The sequence below is a fragment of the Streptomyces torulosus genome, from assembly GCF_001419765.1.
Classification (GTDB): domain Bacteria; phylum Actinomycetota; class Actinomycetes; order Streptomycetales; family Streptomycetaceae; genus Streptomyces; species Streptomyces torulosus.
Genome location: NZ_LIRK01000097.1, coordinates 1 through 17,262 on the forward strand (window position 1 = coordinate 1; position 17,262 = coordinate 17,262).

Consider the following 17,262-nt stretch of genomic DNA (forward strand, 5'->3'; position numbering starts at 1 on the left):
ATTCTGAAACGATCAGTAAGGAGAGAACCGTGTCCTGGACCGATTGGGAATGCGGGGCCCTGGCGGAGCTCGAACTCCAATCAACGCCGTCGGCGCAGTCCACCCACTTGATCATCTACCGCCCGGTCCGGTAAACCACCATTAGGTGAGGGGCAAGGGCAGCACCGTGATCGGGCGGGCGTCGGCTGAGCGGACGACCGCGCCCTTGCGTTCGACGATCACGATGATCCTGTTGTCGCTCGCCCATGCGCGCCACCATGACGCTCCCTCCACCGTGACAACTCCTGAGTCGAGTGGTGCGCGTCGCGTCGTCAGGGACTTGGCCTCGGACATCCATGCCGCGAATCCCTCGAGCGTCGACCGCTGTGTCTTTGGAATCCGACCGGAGGCCTCGGGCCCGACATTGAGCAGCAGTCTTCCCCCGCGGGCCACGACGTCCGCGTAGAGCCGTGCGAGTTCCCGCGGCGAGAGCGTGAGTGACTCGTCCTCGATTTGGTTGTACCCGAACGAGAAACCGAGACCGCGGTTGTGTTCCCAACCGACGCCGGACTCGTGATGTGTGTCGTGTGCGTACTCGCTCGTCCGGTAGTCCCAGACCTCGGCGCCCCAGCGGTCGTTGACGACGCCGTCGGGCACGACGCTCCGGTAGTGGGCGAGTAGCTGCTGGAGCGATCCGTCCGCCTTCCCGGCGTCCGGCCAATCGATGTCGTTCCAGATCACGGCGGGCTGGTACCGGTCGACGAGGTCGCGGACCTGCGCGGTGGCGTACGCGGCATACGCGGCGTCGTTGGGGCGCATCTCGTTCACCGCCGACAGCGAGTCGATCGGGGGGAAGCTGGTGACAGCCCAGTCCAGCCCACCGGAGTAGTAGACACCGAATCGCATGCCCCTGCCGCGCACCTCGTCGGCCAGTGGCGCGAGCAGGTCGCGTCGAGGCCCACGGGCTACTGTCGTGAGGCCTCCCGCCCCCGGCGCATCCCACAGGGTGACACCGTCGTGATGCTTGGTGACCGGGATGACATAGTCGGCGCCGGCCCGGCGAAACAGGTCCGCCCAATCCGCCAGGTCGTACTGTTCCGCCTTCCACATGTCGAGGAACCCCTCGTAGGGCCGGTCGGCGAAGGCTCAGGAAATCGCGCATGTGGTGGTTCCTTCGAGCTCGTCATTGAGGGACGGAACAGGTGAGATACGGACGACCGTCCCGGTCTGCACCCACAGGCGGATCGGCCCGGGCGGATGGTGGATCGCTTGCGCTTCTTCGGTGCTGTCCGCGGCCGGGTGGACGGTGCTCGGTCCGGACCACGGCGGCACGACCGTGAGTTCACGTTCGTGCCCTCCGGTCAGCTCGAGCCGGTCTGCCTCGCCGGAGCGCCGGGTGAAGGAAACCCGGTGACCCCCGCGGGTTCGCAGTTCGGTGAAGCTGACCGGGAGATCAAGGGGCCAGTTCGGCAGGATGCGGATCACGCCGTCGTGGCTCTGCAGCAGGCACTCGGAGATCACGGCGCCGACCGCGAAGTTCTCGGTCCACACCCCCATGCGCGCCATGAAGTCGAAGGGTGTCGCGTCGTCGTACCGGCCGCCTGAGCGCTGGACCCGGGCTGTGGCTGTGCCGTTGGGGGTCGTGCAGTACTGGACGTGGCGCAGCCACCGCTCGAGATCGAGCTGACCGAGTCGCGCCTCCTGCATGGCGACGAACACGAGGTCGTTGCCTCCCTCGGTGCGCTGGCGGCGGACCGTACGGCGGGCGATCTCGACATGGTCGGCCGGTGACGAAAGCGAGACGGCTTCGCACGGGAAGACGGCCATCGCCGCGGCCGGGACGTTGTAGACGACGTCCGGGTCCTCGCCTGCGACGCTCACCCACACGGTGCCCTCGTCGGTCTCTGTCGTCGGCAGCGGGACGAGCTGGGGCACCGCGGCGCGGGCGCGTTGCACGAGGTCTTCGGGCAGAGCGTCCCGTCCGGCGGTACGCAGCGCCTCGTCCGCGTCCACCAGTGCCTGGAAGGCGAAGGTGAAGAACACGATGTCGACGTGTCCGTCGACGTTGAGGCGCAGCCCGTCGGACAGGCCGTACACCTCCGGGACGACCGTGGGGTAGACGTGCAACCGTCCGTCGTCGCGGGCCAGGCGCTCGGTGCCGGCGTCGAGATAGTCGAGCAGGAACTGGGCGACGTCGACCAGGAAGGGTGCGATGCGGTCCGCCAGCAGGTCGACGTCACCGGTGTAGAGGTAGTGCCACCACAGGGTCTGCACCGTCCAGGCCGGGATGAACGCCTCCCACGCCCACTTCGGGCACAGGTAGGGCGCGAGCGTGGTCTCCAGCGGCCAGCCGATCAGTGAGAAGGCCGCACCGGGCATGCCGTAGTACTGCTCGGCGGTACGCCGGGCCTGTGGCAGCAGCGAGTCCAGCAGGTCCAGGTAGGGGTGGTGGAGGTCCTCGTGGCCGGTGACGAACAGGCCCCAGTACAGCTGTTGCACGTTGTAGTTGAAGTGGTAGTCGCCGTGGAAGCCGGAGCCGATGTCCCGGTAGGTCCACGGGCCGAACAGGCCGGGCGCGACACCGCCGTCCCGCAGCGCGCAGCGTGTCCAGTACAGGTTGCGGTACCACAGCGCCTCGAGTTCGTGGCCACCGACGTCGATCGCCGAGCGGGCCCAGAAGTCGCGCCATGAGGCCGTCGTCGCCGACCTGGCCGTGTCCTGGTCACCCATCTCGACGGCGACCGGGGCGGCCGACAGCGCCGACAGTTCGTCTTGGGTCAGATCGATCCGCAGGTTGAGTTCGCGGGTCGGTGCGACATGCGTGGCGAGGGGGTCGAGAGCGACGCGTCGCCCCTTGAAACCGGCGACGGTTCCGGCCGTGAGTTCGGTGTCGGAGGTGAGTCCGAGCCGGAATGCCGGAGTGTCGGGCAGAGCCTCGCCGGTGACGGGCAGGCCCTGCACGAAGGCGAGGTGATGGGACGACTGCTCGTGGGTGAGGTGTTCGTTCGGCGTGAACGCCGACTTCGGGCGCGTGTAGGCGTTGCCCGCTTCGATGGGGTCGGCGGGCCCGTCCGCGCCGTCGTAACCGAGCGGGTCGGGGAGTACGCGCAGGCCCCGTACCGGCAGCGTCGCGGTACCGTGCGCCGACCAGCGCACCCACGCGGTGTCGGAATCCGCCGCGACGAAGATCTCGACCGTGGACGGAGCGCCGTCGACGGTGAGCCGCACGCTGCAGATCCCGGTGGCGATGTCGACGTGATAGCCGAGGACCTCGCAGCGCCGGGTGTCGAGGCTGAGCAGGACCGAACCGCACGGAAACGGCTTGGGGTACGGCGCCCCGTAGCCCTCCTCGGTGTCGGCGAGGTACCGGGCGAACTCCTCGTCCTCGTCCGGGCGTCCGTGCCGGGCTGCCTCCTCGGCGGCGGTGAGCACGTTGGCGAACGTCCCCAACCGGTCCGGGTCGACGACCTGGGCCCGCTTGTCCCAGACGGCGTTGTGGCCGAGGTGGATCACGATGGCGTCCGGCCGCGGCACGACGACCGCCCCGAACTCCCCGTTGCCCAGCAGGGCGCCCTCGAAGAAGTCGCCGGCGGCCGGCGTGCGGACGATGGGGTGGCGGCGGCTCACATCGAGGCCGTCGACCGCTTGTGACAGTGGCGCGTACAGGGGGTTGGTGGTCATTTGAACACTCCGCCGAGCGCGATGCCCTTGGTGACGTTCTTGTGGAAGACGAGGTACAGCAGGATGATCGGGATGGACGCCAGCGAGAGCCCGGCGAACAGCGCCCCCTGGTCGGTCGTGTACTGGCCCTGGAACGAGAGCAGACCGACCGGCACGGTCTGCGACTCACCGGACTGCAGCAGCACCACGCCGAGTTGTGTCTCGCCCCAGACGAACACGAGCGTGAGCATCGCCACCGCCGTCACCGCTCCCTTGGCAAGCGGGAGGACGATGCGGACGTACGTGCGCCAGGCCCCTGTGCCGTCGAGTGCGGCTGCCTCCAGCAGCTCGACCGGGAAGTCGACGAAGAACGAGTGCATGATCAGCACGGTGGTCGGCAGGGCCAGGGCGCCGTACGCGATGCCGATGACCACCGGCATGTTGAGCACCCCGAACGCGTTGAACGCCTGGTAGTAGGGAACGATCATCAGCACGATCGGCAGAACGGTCGACGACACGAACAGCCGGGTGAACCAGATGCGGCTGCGCTCCGACAGGTGCGTCGCGAAGTACGCCGCCGTCACTCCGGCCCCGAGGTTGAAGACGAGCGCGGTGACAGCCGCGATCAGACTGTTGCCGAAGTAGCTGGTCAGTCCGGCCGTCCCGGCCGAACCCTGCCAGGCCCGCGCGTAGTTGCCGGGCAGGATCTTTCCGGTGATACCGAGGCCGTTCAGGTAGATGTCCCCGTTGGACCTGACGCTGAGCAGCAGGATCAGCACGAACGGCACGACGGCGAGCAGCGTCCAGAGCACGAGGGCGGCCCGTGCGGTGCCTCGACCGAGCAGATTACGCATCACGCCTCCTTCGAGCGGCTGGCCCGTACGCCGACGAGGCCGACCGCGATGAGTACGACTGCCGAGAGCACGGCCAGTGCCGACGCCGGGCCGAACTGCCCGTTCAGCAGCGCTTCCCGGTAGATCCGCACCGGCAGGATCGAGGTCGCCGTGCCCGGACCGCCCTGCGTCATCGCCCACACGGTCGTGAATCCGTTGAACGCCCACATGAACTCGAGCAGGGCCGTCATGACGAACACCGGCCGGATCATCGGGAGAGTCATGCTGAAGAACTGTCGTGCCGTCGAGGCGCCGTCGATGCGCGCGGCCTCATAGATGGAGACGGGGACCTGTTCCATCGCTCCGAGCAGCAGCAGGAACGCGAAGCCGACGCCCGCCCACACGGTCACGAACACCACCGGCCAGACGGCCGTGGAGGCGTCACCCAGCCACGCGTGCGCGTTGCCGAGTCCGAGGTGGCCGAGGACCTGGTTGACGGCGCCCGAGCGCGGCTGGAAACTCGCCGTCCAGAAGATCGACACGGCGGCCGCGGGCGCGACACCGGGCAGGAACCAGATGACCCGGTAGAAGCGCCCGCCCTTCACGCCGTGGCTGACCGCCGCGGCGAGAAGGCTGCTGATGACGATCGTCGCCACCGCCGACGCGGCGGCGTACACGAGAGTGACGCCCAGCGACTGGTAGGTGTCCGAACTCTTGAGAACAGTGCGGTAGTTGTCCAGCCCCACGGAGTGCATGGGACCGAAGCCGACCCAGTCCGTGGTACTGATGCGTACCGTCTGGACGATCGCGCCGAGGACGAAGACGGCGAGCAGGAGAAGTGCGGGCACCAGTGCCAGGCGGGTCACCAACGGTGAGGTGGTGGCCCTCGACCGGCGACCCGACCCCCTCCCGCCCGTGCCGGGACGCCTCGCGGATCGCGATCGCTCCCGGCTGGGCACGACGCCCGTGGACTTCGCGGCGTCGCCGGCGTCGGCCCCCGGGGCCGACGCCGTGATCACGGAATGCGTGCTCATACACCTCTCCTCGAACTGGGATACGGCTCGTTCACGGTCGGCTCAGCTCGCGGACTTGCGGAAGCTCAGCAGCTCGTCCTGCTGCTGCTGTGCCAGCGCGGACGGCGAAAGCCTGCCGGAGTACATCGCCTGGATCTTCGAGTCGATGAAGGTCTGCGCGAGCGCGTTCGGCACGACCGATGTCCAGCCGGCCGCGCTGCCGTTCTTGGCGATGTCGGCCAGGATGCTGCGGGAATTCGCGTCCAACTTCGTGAAGGCCGAGGCGGGCAGGTCCTTCACCCCGGGGAGCAGATTGGCGGTGCCGACCACGCCCTCCGACTGCGCCTTCTCGGACATGACGAACTCGAGGAACTTCTTCGCCCACGCCTTGTGCTGCGCCCTCACCGGGATACCCAGCGCGTCACCGTAGTAGCCGGTGTGCGTCATCTTCGTCCCGGCGTTGACCGGCGGCAGGAGCAGCCAGTCGGGCTTCACCGACGTCTTCGCGGGCACGAAGTCGGCCGCCGTGAAGTTACCGCCCAGGAACATCCCCGCCTTGCCCGCGAGGAACGGCGCCTCCGCGTCCTGGTACTTCTGACCGAGGAACCCATCCTGATAGACACCCGACTTGCGGTACTTCTCCAGCGTCGAGAGCACCTTAGTGAAGGCCGGGTCGGTGTACTTCGCGGTGATCTCGGTCTTGCCGTTGTAGGACGCCAGGTAGTTCTCGAGCTGCGCCGGCGACGCCGAGGTCGGCAGCAGGGCGTCGACCATCCAGCTGGCCTGGTAGCCGGAGGCGCCGCCGAGCTGCAGCGGTGCGTACCCGGCCGACTTCAGCTTCTTGGCCGCATCGATGAGGTCCTTCGAGGTCGCGAACCGGTGATCGGTCGGCACGGTCACGCCGGCTTTGGCGAAGGCTGCCGGGTTGTACCAGACGACGTTGTAGATGGCCTGGGAGAAGGCGACGACGTACGGCTTGCCGCCGACCTTCAGCGACCCGGAGACGCCGCTGCCGTAGCGCTTGGCGAGGTCACCGGAACTCCACACGTCACTGAGATCGGTCAGCCCGCCACGGCTGGTCAGAGCGGTGTAGGGCGACGTGCCGACCGGGACGAAGCCGACGTCGGGCGCGTTGCCCGAGCCCAGCACAGTGAGGTTCGAGCCGGCCTTCTGCTCCTGGCTGATCGTCTGCAGTTTGACCGTCACGTTCGGGTGCGCCTTGTGGAATTCCTTGGCGAAGTAGCCGAACAAGGTCTCCTGCCCGGTCTGCTGCTGAACGGTCAGAGTGACCGGCGCCGAGCCCGTGGTGTCGCTCCCCTCACTCCCCGACGACGAACACGCCACGGCAGAGGAGGTGAGAACGGCGACCGCGGACAGCGCCGTCAGGGCGCGAGGCAGCGGGTTTCGGCGTGCTTCATTGAAACGTCTCATGGTCGGGAAACCCCTCGATAGGGCGCGATTCGGATTCGCGAAGCCGGGTAAAACATCGGATCTACTCAGTCCATGCGACTAAGGCATGAAACGTTACAACCGCGTTCCAGCAACGAGCAATGGCCGAAACAAGGTTGTTTTCTCCACCGTCAGGCCGAAAGCTTCCCCAGCGACACGACTAGACATCCGATGTCTCGCCCCGGGGGCGACCTCGGGTGTGGCAATCGTCTCACCACCGAGGTCCTCCTCGGCTGCCTGTGGAGCGTGGCGTGACGTTACGAGCGTATTGCCGCACATGGCAAGAGTCTCATCCGATGTATGCGCAGGATCGTGACCGATGGCACGAACATCGAGGTAGATCACCAGGATAAAGAGCCCATCTGATCACTTTTGGGGCCATTCCTCGACCACAGACATCGGAGGACTGATTGCGCCAGCGGGCCGGCGGTCGTACTGTCAGGCACCGCCGCAGAAAATCATCCGAAGTATCGAGGGACGGGCCGCCAGAGACCGCGTCGAAGGCAGGCGCGCGATCCCCACCCGGTGACCTTCCCGGCCCCGTCCACCCAACTGGGCGAGGGCGTCCGAAGCGCGGGCCCAGGTCACTGTTTCTCGCCGACGGGGTCAATCGGCGTGGCCGGCACACGGCCGCACAGGAGGCTCCCGACGTGTGCTTCCGCCAGTGGCCTCAGGTACCCCGCTCAGCCGGACCCATCTGGCAGCGGGGTCGGTCTCGGCGGTGCGGTGGCGGCTGCCGGCCCTGGCACTGTCCGTCAGGCTCACCGATCACGAAAGGCTTACGACGTGGTGCGCGATTGAGGTCGGGCCGTGTCGGTCTGGCGGGTTGGCTGGTGGTTGATTACCGCATGGCCGTGCGGTCGGAGACCAGGCCGGCGATGGCTTGGTAGGTCTGGTCGAAGTACTCGCGGCGTCCGATCCAGCGTTGCAGTGGCCGCCACTGCTTGTGCTCAGCGTTGGCGTGCTCGACGCAGATCCGCTCGGAGGACTGCTGCTTGCGGGCTTCCTCCCAGGCCGCCAGGTCCTCGGGCGGGGCATCCTTCTTCGGCTTCGGCGGTGGCGCTTGGACCTGGTCGGGGAACTGCCTGGCCAGTCCCCGGTAGCCGGCGTCGACCTTGCCTCTCACCTGGAACCGTTCGAAAAGGTCGCAGATGCCCTCGGTCTTCAGCGCGGTCTGGTCGTGCTGGCGGCCGGGCCGGAAGGCCCCCGCCCACAGGGTCCGGCCCTTCTCGTCGGTGATTACGGTGGCCTTCTTGGTGTTCTGCCGCATCTTCCCGGAGACGAACGCCCGGCGTCCGGGGCGGTTCGCCCGTGGACGTCGGACCCGGACCTCGGTGGCGTCGATCCGCAGTTCCACGCCGTGGGAGGCGGCGTAGGCAAAGACATCGGCTAGGGTACGAAGGCGCAGGTCGGGGCTTCCGGGGACGGCGAAGCCGCGGGCGGCGAGCAGGGGGCGGATCTCGTGGACGGCGCGGGTGATCGTGGAGCGGTCCACTTCGTAGAACAGGGCGAGGGCGGCGTGCGGAAGCTGGAAGCGCAGGATGACCAGGGTGGCGACGACCCGATCGGGGAAGACGAGTTCCAGGATTCAGGGTCAAGGCCCCGTGAAGGGATCCGCGTCAACTGCGTCAATCCCGGCACCGCCGACACCCCATGGGTGAGCGCGCTGCTGGCGGCATCCGACGACCCGACGGCGGAACGGGCGGCGCTCAACGCCCGACAGCCCATGGGGCGCCTGGTGACCGCCGAAGAGGTGGCCGCGGCCATCGTGTATCTGGCGAGCCCCGCCGCCGCATCGGTCACCGGTACCGCTCTCGCCATCGACGGTGGCATGGCGGGGCTGCGGCTGCGCCCCGCAGAGAAGTGAGGACAGCCACATGCGCAGCACGCGCCTCGGACGCAGTGGCGTCGCCGTCACCGAACTGGCCTTCGGGGCTGCCGCCCTCGGCAACCTCCACACGCCCGTCGACGACGAGAGCGCCGCCGCCACAATGGATGCCGCCTGGGAAGCCGGCATCCGCTACTTCGACACCGCCCCGCACTACGGACTCGGTCTGCCCGAAAGCCGACTGGGCCGGCCCCTCACAGGCCGGCCTCGCGGCTCGTTCACCGTGTCCACCAAGGTGGGGCGCCTACTGGAACCCGTCGACCACCCCACCGGTGACGACTGCGCGCAAGGGTTCGCCGTTCCGGCCACGCATTGCCGGATCTGGGACTTCAGCGCCGACGGATTACTGCGCAGTATCGACGCCAGCCTTCGCCGCCTCGGCCTTGACGCGCTCGATGTCGTGTACCTGCACGACCCCGACGACCACCTCGAGCAGGCTCTCAGCGAGGGATACCCCGCCTTGGAGCGACTGCGCAGCGAGGGCGTGGTGGGCGCCATCGGCGCGGGAATGAACCAGAGCGCCGCGCTGACCCGGTTCGTGACGGAGACCGATGTCGACGCCGTACTGCTGGCCGGCCGCTACACCCTACTCAATCACGAGGCCATCGGCCATCTGCTGCCCGCCGCCGCACGCGGCACAAGCGTGGTCATCGGCGGGGTCTTCAACTCCGGCCTGCTGGCCGCACCGCGCCCGGGTGCGACCTACGACTACGCACCCGCGTCGGCCCCACTCGTCCAACGCGCTGTGGACCTGCAGGCAGCCACCGAGCGCCACGGGGTCGCACTGCGCGCCGCCGCGCTGCAGTTCCCCTTCGGTCATCCGGCGGTGACCAGCGTGCTGGTCGGCGCCCGTTCCGCCGACGAAGTACGTGACGCGGCCGCCCTCTTGTCCCAGCCACTGCCGACAGCCCTGTGGAACGACTTGCTCGCCGCCGGCCACCTGCCCACTGGAGTGCCCACGCCGAAGAGAATCTGACCGCGCCTATCGCCCGATTCATCAGTTGACCACCTGTTGCAACGACACCGTTGTCCCCGTCCCCGGCCAGGCACAACCGTATTGAGCTTCATTGGCCGCCCGGGCCATGTCCCCGGCCAACCACGCAGCGGTGAGGAAGGCGTAGGGTGGCGGCCACGAGGGGGACGGATTGTGCCGGCACGGCCAAAAGTGGCCCTGGAAGGTCAGTCCCAGGCCGTGACGGACGGTCGACGGCCTTGCCCGGGGACCGCACGCGCACGGCGGCGAAGCGAGAGCGCAACCAGGGGCGCGGGGTCTCGGCGGCGCGACCGGGGCCGGCATCCGCAGAGCCCGGTCATCCTCTTCACTCGACCTATCGACTGAACACCTCCTATGTATCGGGCCTGTTAGCCCTGAGGGTCGGACGCGTCTGCCATGCACTCTCGGGCCCATCTCGCAATTTCTGTCGATGCCCTAGACAGACCACCGATTGGTGTCCGTTAATACATCCGATGTTCCTCCCGCCTAGCACATGCTGTTCGTAAGGCCAGTCATGACATCGTGTGCTGTCCTGCGAACTGCCAGGAGAAGGCCTCGTCAGAGCCGATCACCCGCCGAACGGGCGCTCGTCGGCATGGCGGTCACCGGCGGCGGGCTTCGCCCATGCATCCGCAGCCCTGTCTCACGTCAGGCACTACCGACACAGAAGGAACGATCATGCCCATGACGCAAAGACGTCGAAGATTCCTGCCGCGGCTGCGGGCCACACTGATCGCGAGTGCCGCCGCCCTGGCGAGCATGCTGGTCATGCTTTCCGCGCCCGTTCCGGCGTCGGCCGTCGACCAAGTGACCAGGACCGATGACTTCGAACGCGCCAACGGCTCCCTCGGGGCGAACTGGGTCTCCGACCGGGGAACGTGGTCGATCGCATCCGGTGAAGCCCTCTCCGCTGCCACCCCGACGAACGCTGTCGCCACCTACCGTCCGGTTCAGCTCGGCAGCTCGTACAACGTGAGTGCTCACATCAGGATCGTCAGCAGCTCGCCTTCCGGTGCGGAATGGAGCGGTATCGCGGCGAACGTACAGGGAACGACCTCGCTGGACTACTACGTCCTGCGCGTGACGACCGCCGGTGGGGCCCGCACGGGGCAGTGGCAGCTGCTGAAGATGGCGGCCAGCACCACACCGACCGTGCTGGCCCAGGGAAACATGAACGCACCCTACGGCACATCTCTCGAACTGAACCTCGGTCGCGACGGGACCGATTTCACCGTCTCGGTGCGCAACAGCGACTCCGGGGCCACCCTCGTCGACACGTCGTACACGCTGCCCATCACCGACCCGACCCGTGTGGGCGGCTCCGCCGGCCTCTACTCGAACACGGGCAACCTGCGCGCGAAGTCGTTCACGTTCACGACTTCCACCCCGGCCATCTCACCTCCGGGAACGCTCGATTGCACGGTGGACAAGGGCTCCTACGACTTCCCCGGTGCCCAGCGGCAGGTGCTCCAGACGATCCCGGTGGGCACGACGTGGGCCGGCATGCCGGTGACGCAACGGGTGCTGACACACGGTGACGATCAGTACGTGGCCTACTACGCCGCCGATCGCCGGATGACGATCGCGCACCGCAGCCTCTCGGACAACAGCTGGACCACAAAGGTGCTCCCCTCGACGTTGGGCTGGGACAGCCACAACTACATCTCGCTGGGACTGGACCGCGACGGCAACCTCCATGTGTCCGGCAACATGCACAACGTGGCGCTGGTGTACTTCCGCACCACCGTGCCCGGCGACGTGACGTCGCTGATCCGGGTGACCACGATGATCGATGCGTCGACCGAGAACTCGGTGACCTATCCCGAGTTCATCAACCGCCAGGACGGCAGTCTCGTCTTCAGCTATCGCAATGGTGGGTCAGGTGACGGCGTGACCTACTTCAACGCGTATGACGAGGCCTCCTCCGCCTGGTCGCGGCTGGTCGACGAGCCGCTCTTCGACGGCGAGGGATCCGACGACAATCCGAGCGGGACGTGGAACGCCTACTTCGAGAACCCTGCCCTCGGACCAGACGGATGGTTCCACATGATCTGGGTCTGGCGTGACAGTCCCGACGCCGCGACCAACAGTCGGCTGAGCTACGCCAAGAGCAGGAACCTCGTCGATTGGTTCGACAGTGCCGGCCATGCGCTGACGACCCCGTTCCGGTACGGCGAGGCGGATGTGATCGACCCGGTGCCGGACGGCGGCGGTCTGCTCAACGGCAACTCGAAGCTCGGCTTCGACGCCGAGGGCACTCCGATCATCAGCTATCACAAGTACGACGATGACGGGAACTCCCAGATCTACGTTGCGCGCCCCGACGGATCAGGCGCGTGGGACATCCACCAAATCAGCGACTGGAAGGGCCGCTGGAGTTTCGGCGGTGGCGGCAGCCTCGCCTTCACGGTGTCCATGCTCGGCTCCGAGGTGATGGAGGACGGCAACATCCGCGTCGACTTCACTTGCTCGGGTGAACCGCGGAGCATCGTCATCGACGGTGGCCTGTACCCCGTGGCGGAGGCCGCGACCCCGGCGCTGCCCGCCGAGATCACGGATGTGCGCGGCACCTACCCTGGCCTGGAGGTGCGACTGCAGGCCGACCTGGCCGGCCGCAACGACACCGGCACCTACTATCTCCGCTGGGAATCCCTGCCCGCAAACCAGGACAAGCCGCGCACGGACTGGCCTGAGGAGGGAAGTGCGCTGGAGGTGGTGCTCGTGGGCCCGCCGTCCGCGGGGTAGAAGACGGCTGCTCGGCGCAGCGTCGGTTCTGCAGGGGCGGGCTCAGGCGAACCCGTCCCGCTGAGCGGCAGCAACAGCACACACACGTCTGCGGCCTTCGTACCGGTCCCATGTGTTTCCAGACCTGGAACACAGGATCAGGGCGAAGGCCGCCGTGCACTGCGGGGACCAGGCAGACCCAGCGATAGACCGGTTCAGAACGAGGAAGCTGTCGGTGCAGGAGGGCCGCATCGGACTGGAGGCCTCGCCGAACGTGGGCCTTGCCCCTTGATCAACCTCCCCGTGGTGAGCACTTCCAGCACCACCGCGCTCAAACAGGCGTCCACCTTCACGGCCGTCGCCGGACTGGCCGACGCGGGCGGCTACTCGTTCCGCGACAGCTCCGGCAACTACCTTCGCCACTACGACTACCGAGCCCGCTTCGGCGCCAACGACGGTACGTCGACCTTCGCGAAGGACGCCACGTTCATCGCCCGGACGGGCACGACGTCGGGCTCGGTCCGCTTCGAGTCGTACAACTATCGGAGGGCCATGGGCAGCGCGCTTGAGGTCGCTCGGAGCCGCCCATGCGGCCGGCTGCGGCTGCTGCGTACTCGCGAGCCGCCGCAGCTGACCTCGACCACGGCAGGATTCCGGACAGAGTCAAGCCAAGTGGCAGCTCAGTGCCCCTGTCGGTGGGACGGGGTGGGAGCCGGAGAGGCTGGATGTAGAGCGCGCGGAATGAACCCCGAGCCGTTCAGCTGTGACGGGTCACACCGGAACCGTCAGCGTCGCGGTGTACCCCTGCTCGACGGTGCCGGTGACTTTCGCGAGCTGCTGGTTGTAGCCGTCGCTGAAGACCATGTCCGACTCCAGGGAGAGCTCGCTGAGATTCCTCACGCTCTCGCTGTAGCCGTCGGTGGCGTACACCCTGTCGCTCACGTCCTTCGGCAGCGCGAGCTGCGAGGTGTTCGTGATGGACCTGGCCGCGGTGGCGTCGGCCAGGCTGTCGTAGACCTCGAAGTGGACGTGCGGCCAGCGGCCCGGGTAGCAGCCGGGGAAGATGCTTTTGAACGTGACCTGTCCCTTGCCGTCCGCCTCCTGGACGCCGCGCAGGTAGTTCTCGTCCGTCACGCCGTCGTTGTACAGGGAGTACCTGCCCTCCCGGTCGCATTGCCAGATGTAGACGGCGGCGCCCTTCTTGGGGGTGCCGCAGCCGGAGGCGGCGTCCACCACCGTGAGCGTGATCGTCAGGGGCACGCCCTCGGCGGTACCCCCTGCGGAGTCGCCGAAGCTCTGCGTGATGTCGCTGCGGACGACACCGCTCTCCCTCAGGACGTTGACGCCGTTGGAACCGTCGCCGGGGAAGGGGCCTTCGGTCTCCTCGGGGATCGTCTCGCACTGAACGGGCGACGACGCGGACGACGGGGAGAGCGACGGGGACGAGGACGCCGTGGTCTCCTCCTCGGAAGTGCAGCCCACCAGCGGCACCAGGCTCACCCCCGCCAGCAGCCGTACCATCCGGCGACGGGCGAGAAGGGGAAGGTCGTAGGAGAGGCCCCGGTCGTGCTCGTGCACTTCTTCCTCGTGGTTTACGGTCATGACAAGACGGTATGGACCGGTTGCTGTAGGCCACCAGGCATCTGGCCTGTCGGTCCCCTACCGATCGACTGTCATCTGCCTGTCACTGCCCGGACCCGTCTGTCGGTGACCAGGCGGGTGACGGTCTTGTAGTGATGGCCGAGTGCCTTCGCGATGACGGGGGCCGGGGCCTGGAGGACGAGCTGACGGATCGCGGAGGTCCTGCGCACTGCGGAGGGGCGCCGATCTGACGCAGATGGACTTGGAGCTGACCGGGCTGTCCGGGCTGGCGGCCGGAGAAGAGCCACTGCGAGCTGGCTACTGCCGGACGTGGGAAGGTCTTGGCGGCTTCGGTACGCAGTGTCAGTGCCACGGAGACGGACGTGGGGCGCTGTCACGTTGGCTGGGCGGGTGGGATGATCGCCGGGCTGATCATGCTGGAGGGGTGCCCGTGGAGAGCAGGTCGCTGTCGCACAAAGGGCACCGGTACCCGGCCGAGGTCATCTCCCATTGTGTGTGGCTGTACTTCCGCTTCCCGCTCAGCTTCCGTGAGGTCGAGGAGCTCATGCTCGAGCGCGGGACGTCTCCCATGAGATGGTCCGCCGCTGGTGTGTGAAGTTCGGGCAGGCCTACGCAGGCGGGCTGCGCCGCCGGCAGCCGCGGCCCGGGGACAAGTGGCTCTACGTTCTTGAACGGGTTGGTCCTCCCGTTCGTAGGGTGAGGACACCCAGGGGGGCACTGCCAACTTTGACTGGGCGTCAGATGATCAAGAAGGAAAACCCCAGCCAGTTTCTCCCTCCGGCAGGCCGATTCGGCGCTTCATTCGCGGAATCAGAGGTGAAGATTGCCAATCACCTTTGTGATCATCTGACGGTGCGCCAAAGTTGACAGTGCCCGTCGAACGCCTCAGCGAGATCACGCCCGCAGATCCGATGCTCGACGACACCGTCCTTGGCCCACTGTCGTCTGCCGACGCCGCCGAGAGGCTCGCAGCCCAGGTACAGCGCGCGATCGCCAACGGAGCAACCGCTTTGCTGGCGCCTGAGCGACGGCGCGCGTTCCACGGGTGCGGGGTGCTGGCCGATGTGACCGCAGACAACCCGGTCCACCGCGAAGAGCTCTTCGGGCCGGTCGCGGTCCTGTATCGGGCGGCCGACGAGGGCCACGCTGTCGAGATCGCCAACGACACGCCCTTCGGCCTGGGCTCGTACGTCTATACCGACGACCTGAACCAGGCAAATCGCGTCGCCAACGCTCTCGACACCGGGATGGTCTACATCAACGGGGTCGGCCAGGACGCTGTCGAACTGCCTTTCGGTGGCACGAAGCAATCAGGCGTTGGAAGGGAGTTGGGGTCACTCGGCATTCGCGAGTTCGTCAACCACCAACTGATCCGAACCGTCACGTACTAGTACCCCAGTCGCGGTTCTCTATTTTCCCTGGTCAGAGGTCTTGTTCGGAGTGTAGTTGACTGACGCTCCGTCAGGGCGGTGGTGGTTCGTGACTCACCCGATCGGGGTGCGTGCGGCGCTGGTAGTGGCGGTGGCGGGCAATGGCCTGGTGACGTCGGCGCCAGTAGGACCAGTGGAGCCGGTGTGAGGGTCGCTGGAGCCGGGCCGTCGGGGGACGGGCAAGCTCCAGGAGCCGGCGCACTTCTGCCACGGTGAGAGGCTGCTCGGACCGTTTCTTCGGCCCCCTCTTCGAGGACGTGGGCGGTCATCGCCGCCAGGAATGCGTCAGCGAGCATGGCCAGGGTGATGTGCCGGTACCAGCCCACGCAGCGGCGGCGGGTCACCTCCCCTGTACCTCGCCTGCATCTCCCCTATGTGCGCCCCAAATGCCGCATGGCCAGGGCCAGTTGCAGTCTGAGTCGGCCCTGCGGGGTACGGACGGGCCACCCGAGCAGCGCCTCGGCGTGGCCCAACCGGTCCTGGAGCGTGGAGTGGTGGACGTTGACCTCGACGGCGGCTGCCCGCAGGCTCGCCGTCGAGGCGACCGCGTGCAACGTCGTCAGCATCCAGGGCGCGTCCGCGACCGCCGCGTCCAGCGCCCGCACATCGGACGGCGGATCGGCCCCCGGCACGACAAGCTCGGCGAGCAGCCCGATACCGCCGAGCTCGTCGGCGTACACGACCCGGGGTCCGGGATCGTGCGGGGTGCCGTCGGCGGTGAAGCGCAGCGCGGTCCGGGCGGCGGCCCAGGAGCCCGGCAGTTCGAGCACGGGCACGGCGGGGCCGACACCGACCCGGCCCGGTGGGAGGGCGGTGTCGGCGGATCCGGCGTCGAGGTGCGCCGGTCCCGGGTCCGGGGCGGCGGATCCGGCGTGGGTCGGTGCGGTGCCCCGGGCCGGTACCGGTGCCGGCCCGGGGGCGGACGGCCGGGCTTGCGGATGGATCGGCCCGCGCCGGGCGGAGGCGTTCACGATGCGGGGCGGGCCGTCGAACGGCGCCACCACGCGGGCCCGGGTGGCCGGGTCCAGGCCCAGTTGCCGGGCCGCGTGCAGCCGTACCTGCTCGGGTGCGGTGGCGTCGAGGAGGGTTTCCACGAGCGCCGGGTCGTCGGCGCGGGCCGTCGGTGCGCGGCCACGGGTGCGGTCCAGGACGACACGGATGGCAGCCGCCGCCCGTTCGAGGATCACCGCGTCGACGACGCTGGGTGCCCCCGCCCGCTCCAGCCACAGCGCCGGGACACCGTCCGGCGACAGCGTGGCGGACGGCCACGCGGGGTCGGGGGGCTGGTCCGTGTCCCGGCGGTGTCCGTCGGTCTCGACCCGCAGACGTACCCGCCGCCCGGCGTCGGCGAGCCGCGCCGGACACCCGGCCAGCACGGCGGCCCCGCGCACCAGCGACTCAAGACCGGCCCGGTGCTCGGCCAGCCGGTCGAAGTAGGCGATGACCCGGACGGCGGCGCCGGCATCCGGATCCAGTGCGGTCAGCCGTCCCGCCAGCTCTTTCATGGCTCCATGGTGCGCCAGGGGCCACGTTTCGTGGAGTGTGTGCGCTCACAGGTCGCGCGGGGGGTGCGGTACGGGCCGCCTCTCCCGCGCGACCGCCGCGTTCGCGCCCTGAAGGGGCGCGGGGAACTGCGCGGCCAACCCCCTGCGCAACCTGCGGCGAAAGAAACCGCCTCCCCCACCACGCG

The 17,262-nt window shown here is 68.1% G+C and carries 10 protein-coding genes and 5 pseudogenes; 6 read left to right on the plus strand and 9 right to left on the minus strand.

Annotated features, from left to right (window positions below):
• Nucleotides 1-141: 141 nt before the first annotated feature.
• The 6 genes and pseudogenes from AOK23_RS07815 to AOK23_RS07840 all read right to left on the minus strand — a co-directional run.
• Nucleotides 142-1,098: pseudogene (locus tag AOK23_RS07815) on the minus strand (alpha-L-fucosidase); the annotation flags it as partial.
• A gap of 27 nt (nucleotides 1,099-1,125) precedes the next feature.
• Entirely contained in the window at nucleotides 1,126-3,660 is a 2,535-nt protein-coding gene (locus AOK23_RS07820) for a glycosyl hydrolase family 95 catalytic domain-containing protein (RefSeq protein WP_055712021.1), read from the minus strand.
• On the minus strand, nucleotides 3,657-4,493 hold the full coding sequence (locus tag AOK23_RS07825; protein WP_240496297.1) for a carbohydrate ABC transporter permease: 837 nt from the start codon (nucleotides 4,491-4,493) through the stop codon (nucleotides 3,657-3,659). Before AOK23_RS07825 ends, AOK23_RS07820 begins: the two co-directional genes overlap by 4 nt.
• The gene (locus AOK23_RS07830) at nucleotides 4,493-5,506 is read right to left on the minus strand and encodes a carbohydrate ABC transporter permease (RefSeq protein WP_240496298.1); all 1,014 of its coding nucleotides are present in this window, start codon (nucleotides 5,504-5,506) and stop codon (nucleotides 4,493-4,495) included. The genes AOK23_RS07825 and AOK23_RS07830 overlap by 1 nt, the downstream gene beginning before the upstream one ends.
• A gap of 42 nt (nucleotides 5,507-5,548) precedes the next feature.
• Nucleotides 5,549-6,916 (minus strand): ABC transporter substrate-binding protein, encoded by a 1,368-nt coding sequence (locus tag AOK23_RS07835; protein WP_055712024.1) that lies wholly within the window; start codon nucleotides 6,914-6,916, stop codon nucleotides 5,549-5,551.
• Nucleotides 6,917-7,775: 859 nt separating this feature from the next.
• On the minus strand, nucleotides 7,776-8,522 hold the full coding sequence (locus AOK23_RS07840) for a transposase family protein (RefSeq protein ID WP_338056439.1): 747 nt from the start codon (nucleotides 8,520-8,522) through the stop codon (nucleotides 7,776-7,778).
• A 15-nt stretch (nucleotides 8,523-8,537) separates the two neighbouring features.
• On the opposite strand from AOK23_RS07840, the pseudogene AOK23_RS07845 reads away from it, so the two are divergent.
• The 4 genes and pseudogenes from AOK23_RS07845 to AOK23_RS44645 form a co-directional block, all read left to right on the plus strand.
• A pseudogene (locus AOK23_RS07845) lies at nucleotides 8,538-8,801 on the plus strand (SDR family oxidoreductase); the annotation flags it as partial.
• A gap of 10 nt (nucleotides 8,802-8,811) precedes the next feature.
• On the plus strand, nucleotides 8,812-9,798 hold the full coding sequence (locus AOK23_RS07850) for an aldo/keto reductase (protein ID WP_055712027.1): 987 nt from the start codon (nucleotides 8,812-8,814) through the stop codon (nucleotides 9,796-9,798).
• A 642-nt stretch (nucleotides 9,799-10,440) separates the two neighbouring features.
• Nucleotides 10,441-12,561, plus strand: coding sequence for a BNR repeat-containing protein (locus tag AOK23_RS07855; protein WP_240496299.1), 2,121 nt, complete (start codon nucleotides 10,441-10,443; stop codon nucleotides 12,559-12,561).
• 267 nt (nucleotides 12,562-12,828) lie between these two features.
• Nucleotides 12,829-13,083: pseudogene (locus tag AOK23_RS44645) on the plus strand (AbfB domain-containing protein); the annotation flags it as partial.
• A gap of 228 nt (nucleotides 13,084-13,311) precedes the next feature.
• Here the strand turns inward: AOK23_RS44645 and AOK23_RS07860 are convergent.
• Nucleotides 13,312-14,142 carry an intradiol ring-cleavage dioxygenase gene (locus AOK23_RS07860; protein WP_206336146.1) on the minus strand — a complete coding sequence of 277 codons (831 nt, stop codon included), beginning with the start codon at nucleotides 14,140-14,142 and terminating at the stop codon, nucleotides 13,312-13,314.
• 430 nt (nucleotides 14,143-14,572) lie between these two features.
• On the opposite strand from AOK23_RS07860, the pseudogene AOK23_RS49500 reads away from it, so the two are divergent.
• A pseudogene (locus AOK23_RS49500) lies at nucleotides 14,573-14,799 on the plus strand (IS6 family transposase); the annotation flags it as partial.
• A 212-nt stretch (nucleotides 14,800-15,011) separates the two neighbouring features.
• Entirely contained in the window at nucleotides 15,012-15,533 is a 522-nt protein-coding gene (locus AOK23_RS07870; protein WP_055712030.1) for an aldehyde dehydrogenase family protein, read from the plus strand.
• A gap of 219 nt (nucleotides 15,534-15,752) precedes the next feature.
• On the opposite strand, the pseudogene AOK23_RS51845 reads toward AOK23_RS07870, so the two are convergent.
• Both AOK23_RS51845 and AOK23_RS07875 read right to left on the minus strand, forming a co-directional pair.
• A pseudogene (locus AOK23_RS51845) lies at nucleotides 15,753-15,907 on the minus strand (IS701 family transposase); the annotation flags it as partial.
• Between the two features lie 36 nt (nucleotides 15,908-15,943).
• A complete protein-coding gene (locus AOK23_RS07875) occupies nucleotides 15,944-17,077 on the minus strand; it encodes a helix-turn-helix domain-containing protein (protein WP_055712031.1) in 1,134 nt (377 codons plus the stop codon).
• Nucleotides 17,078-17,262: the final 185 nt, after the last annotated feature.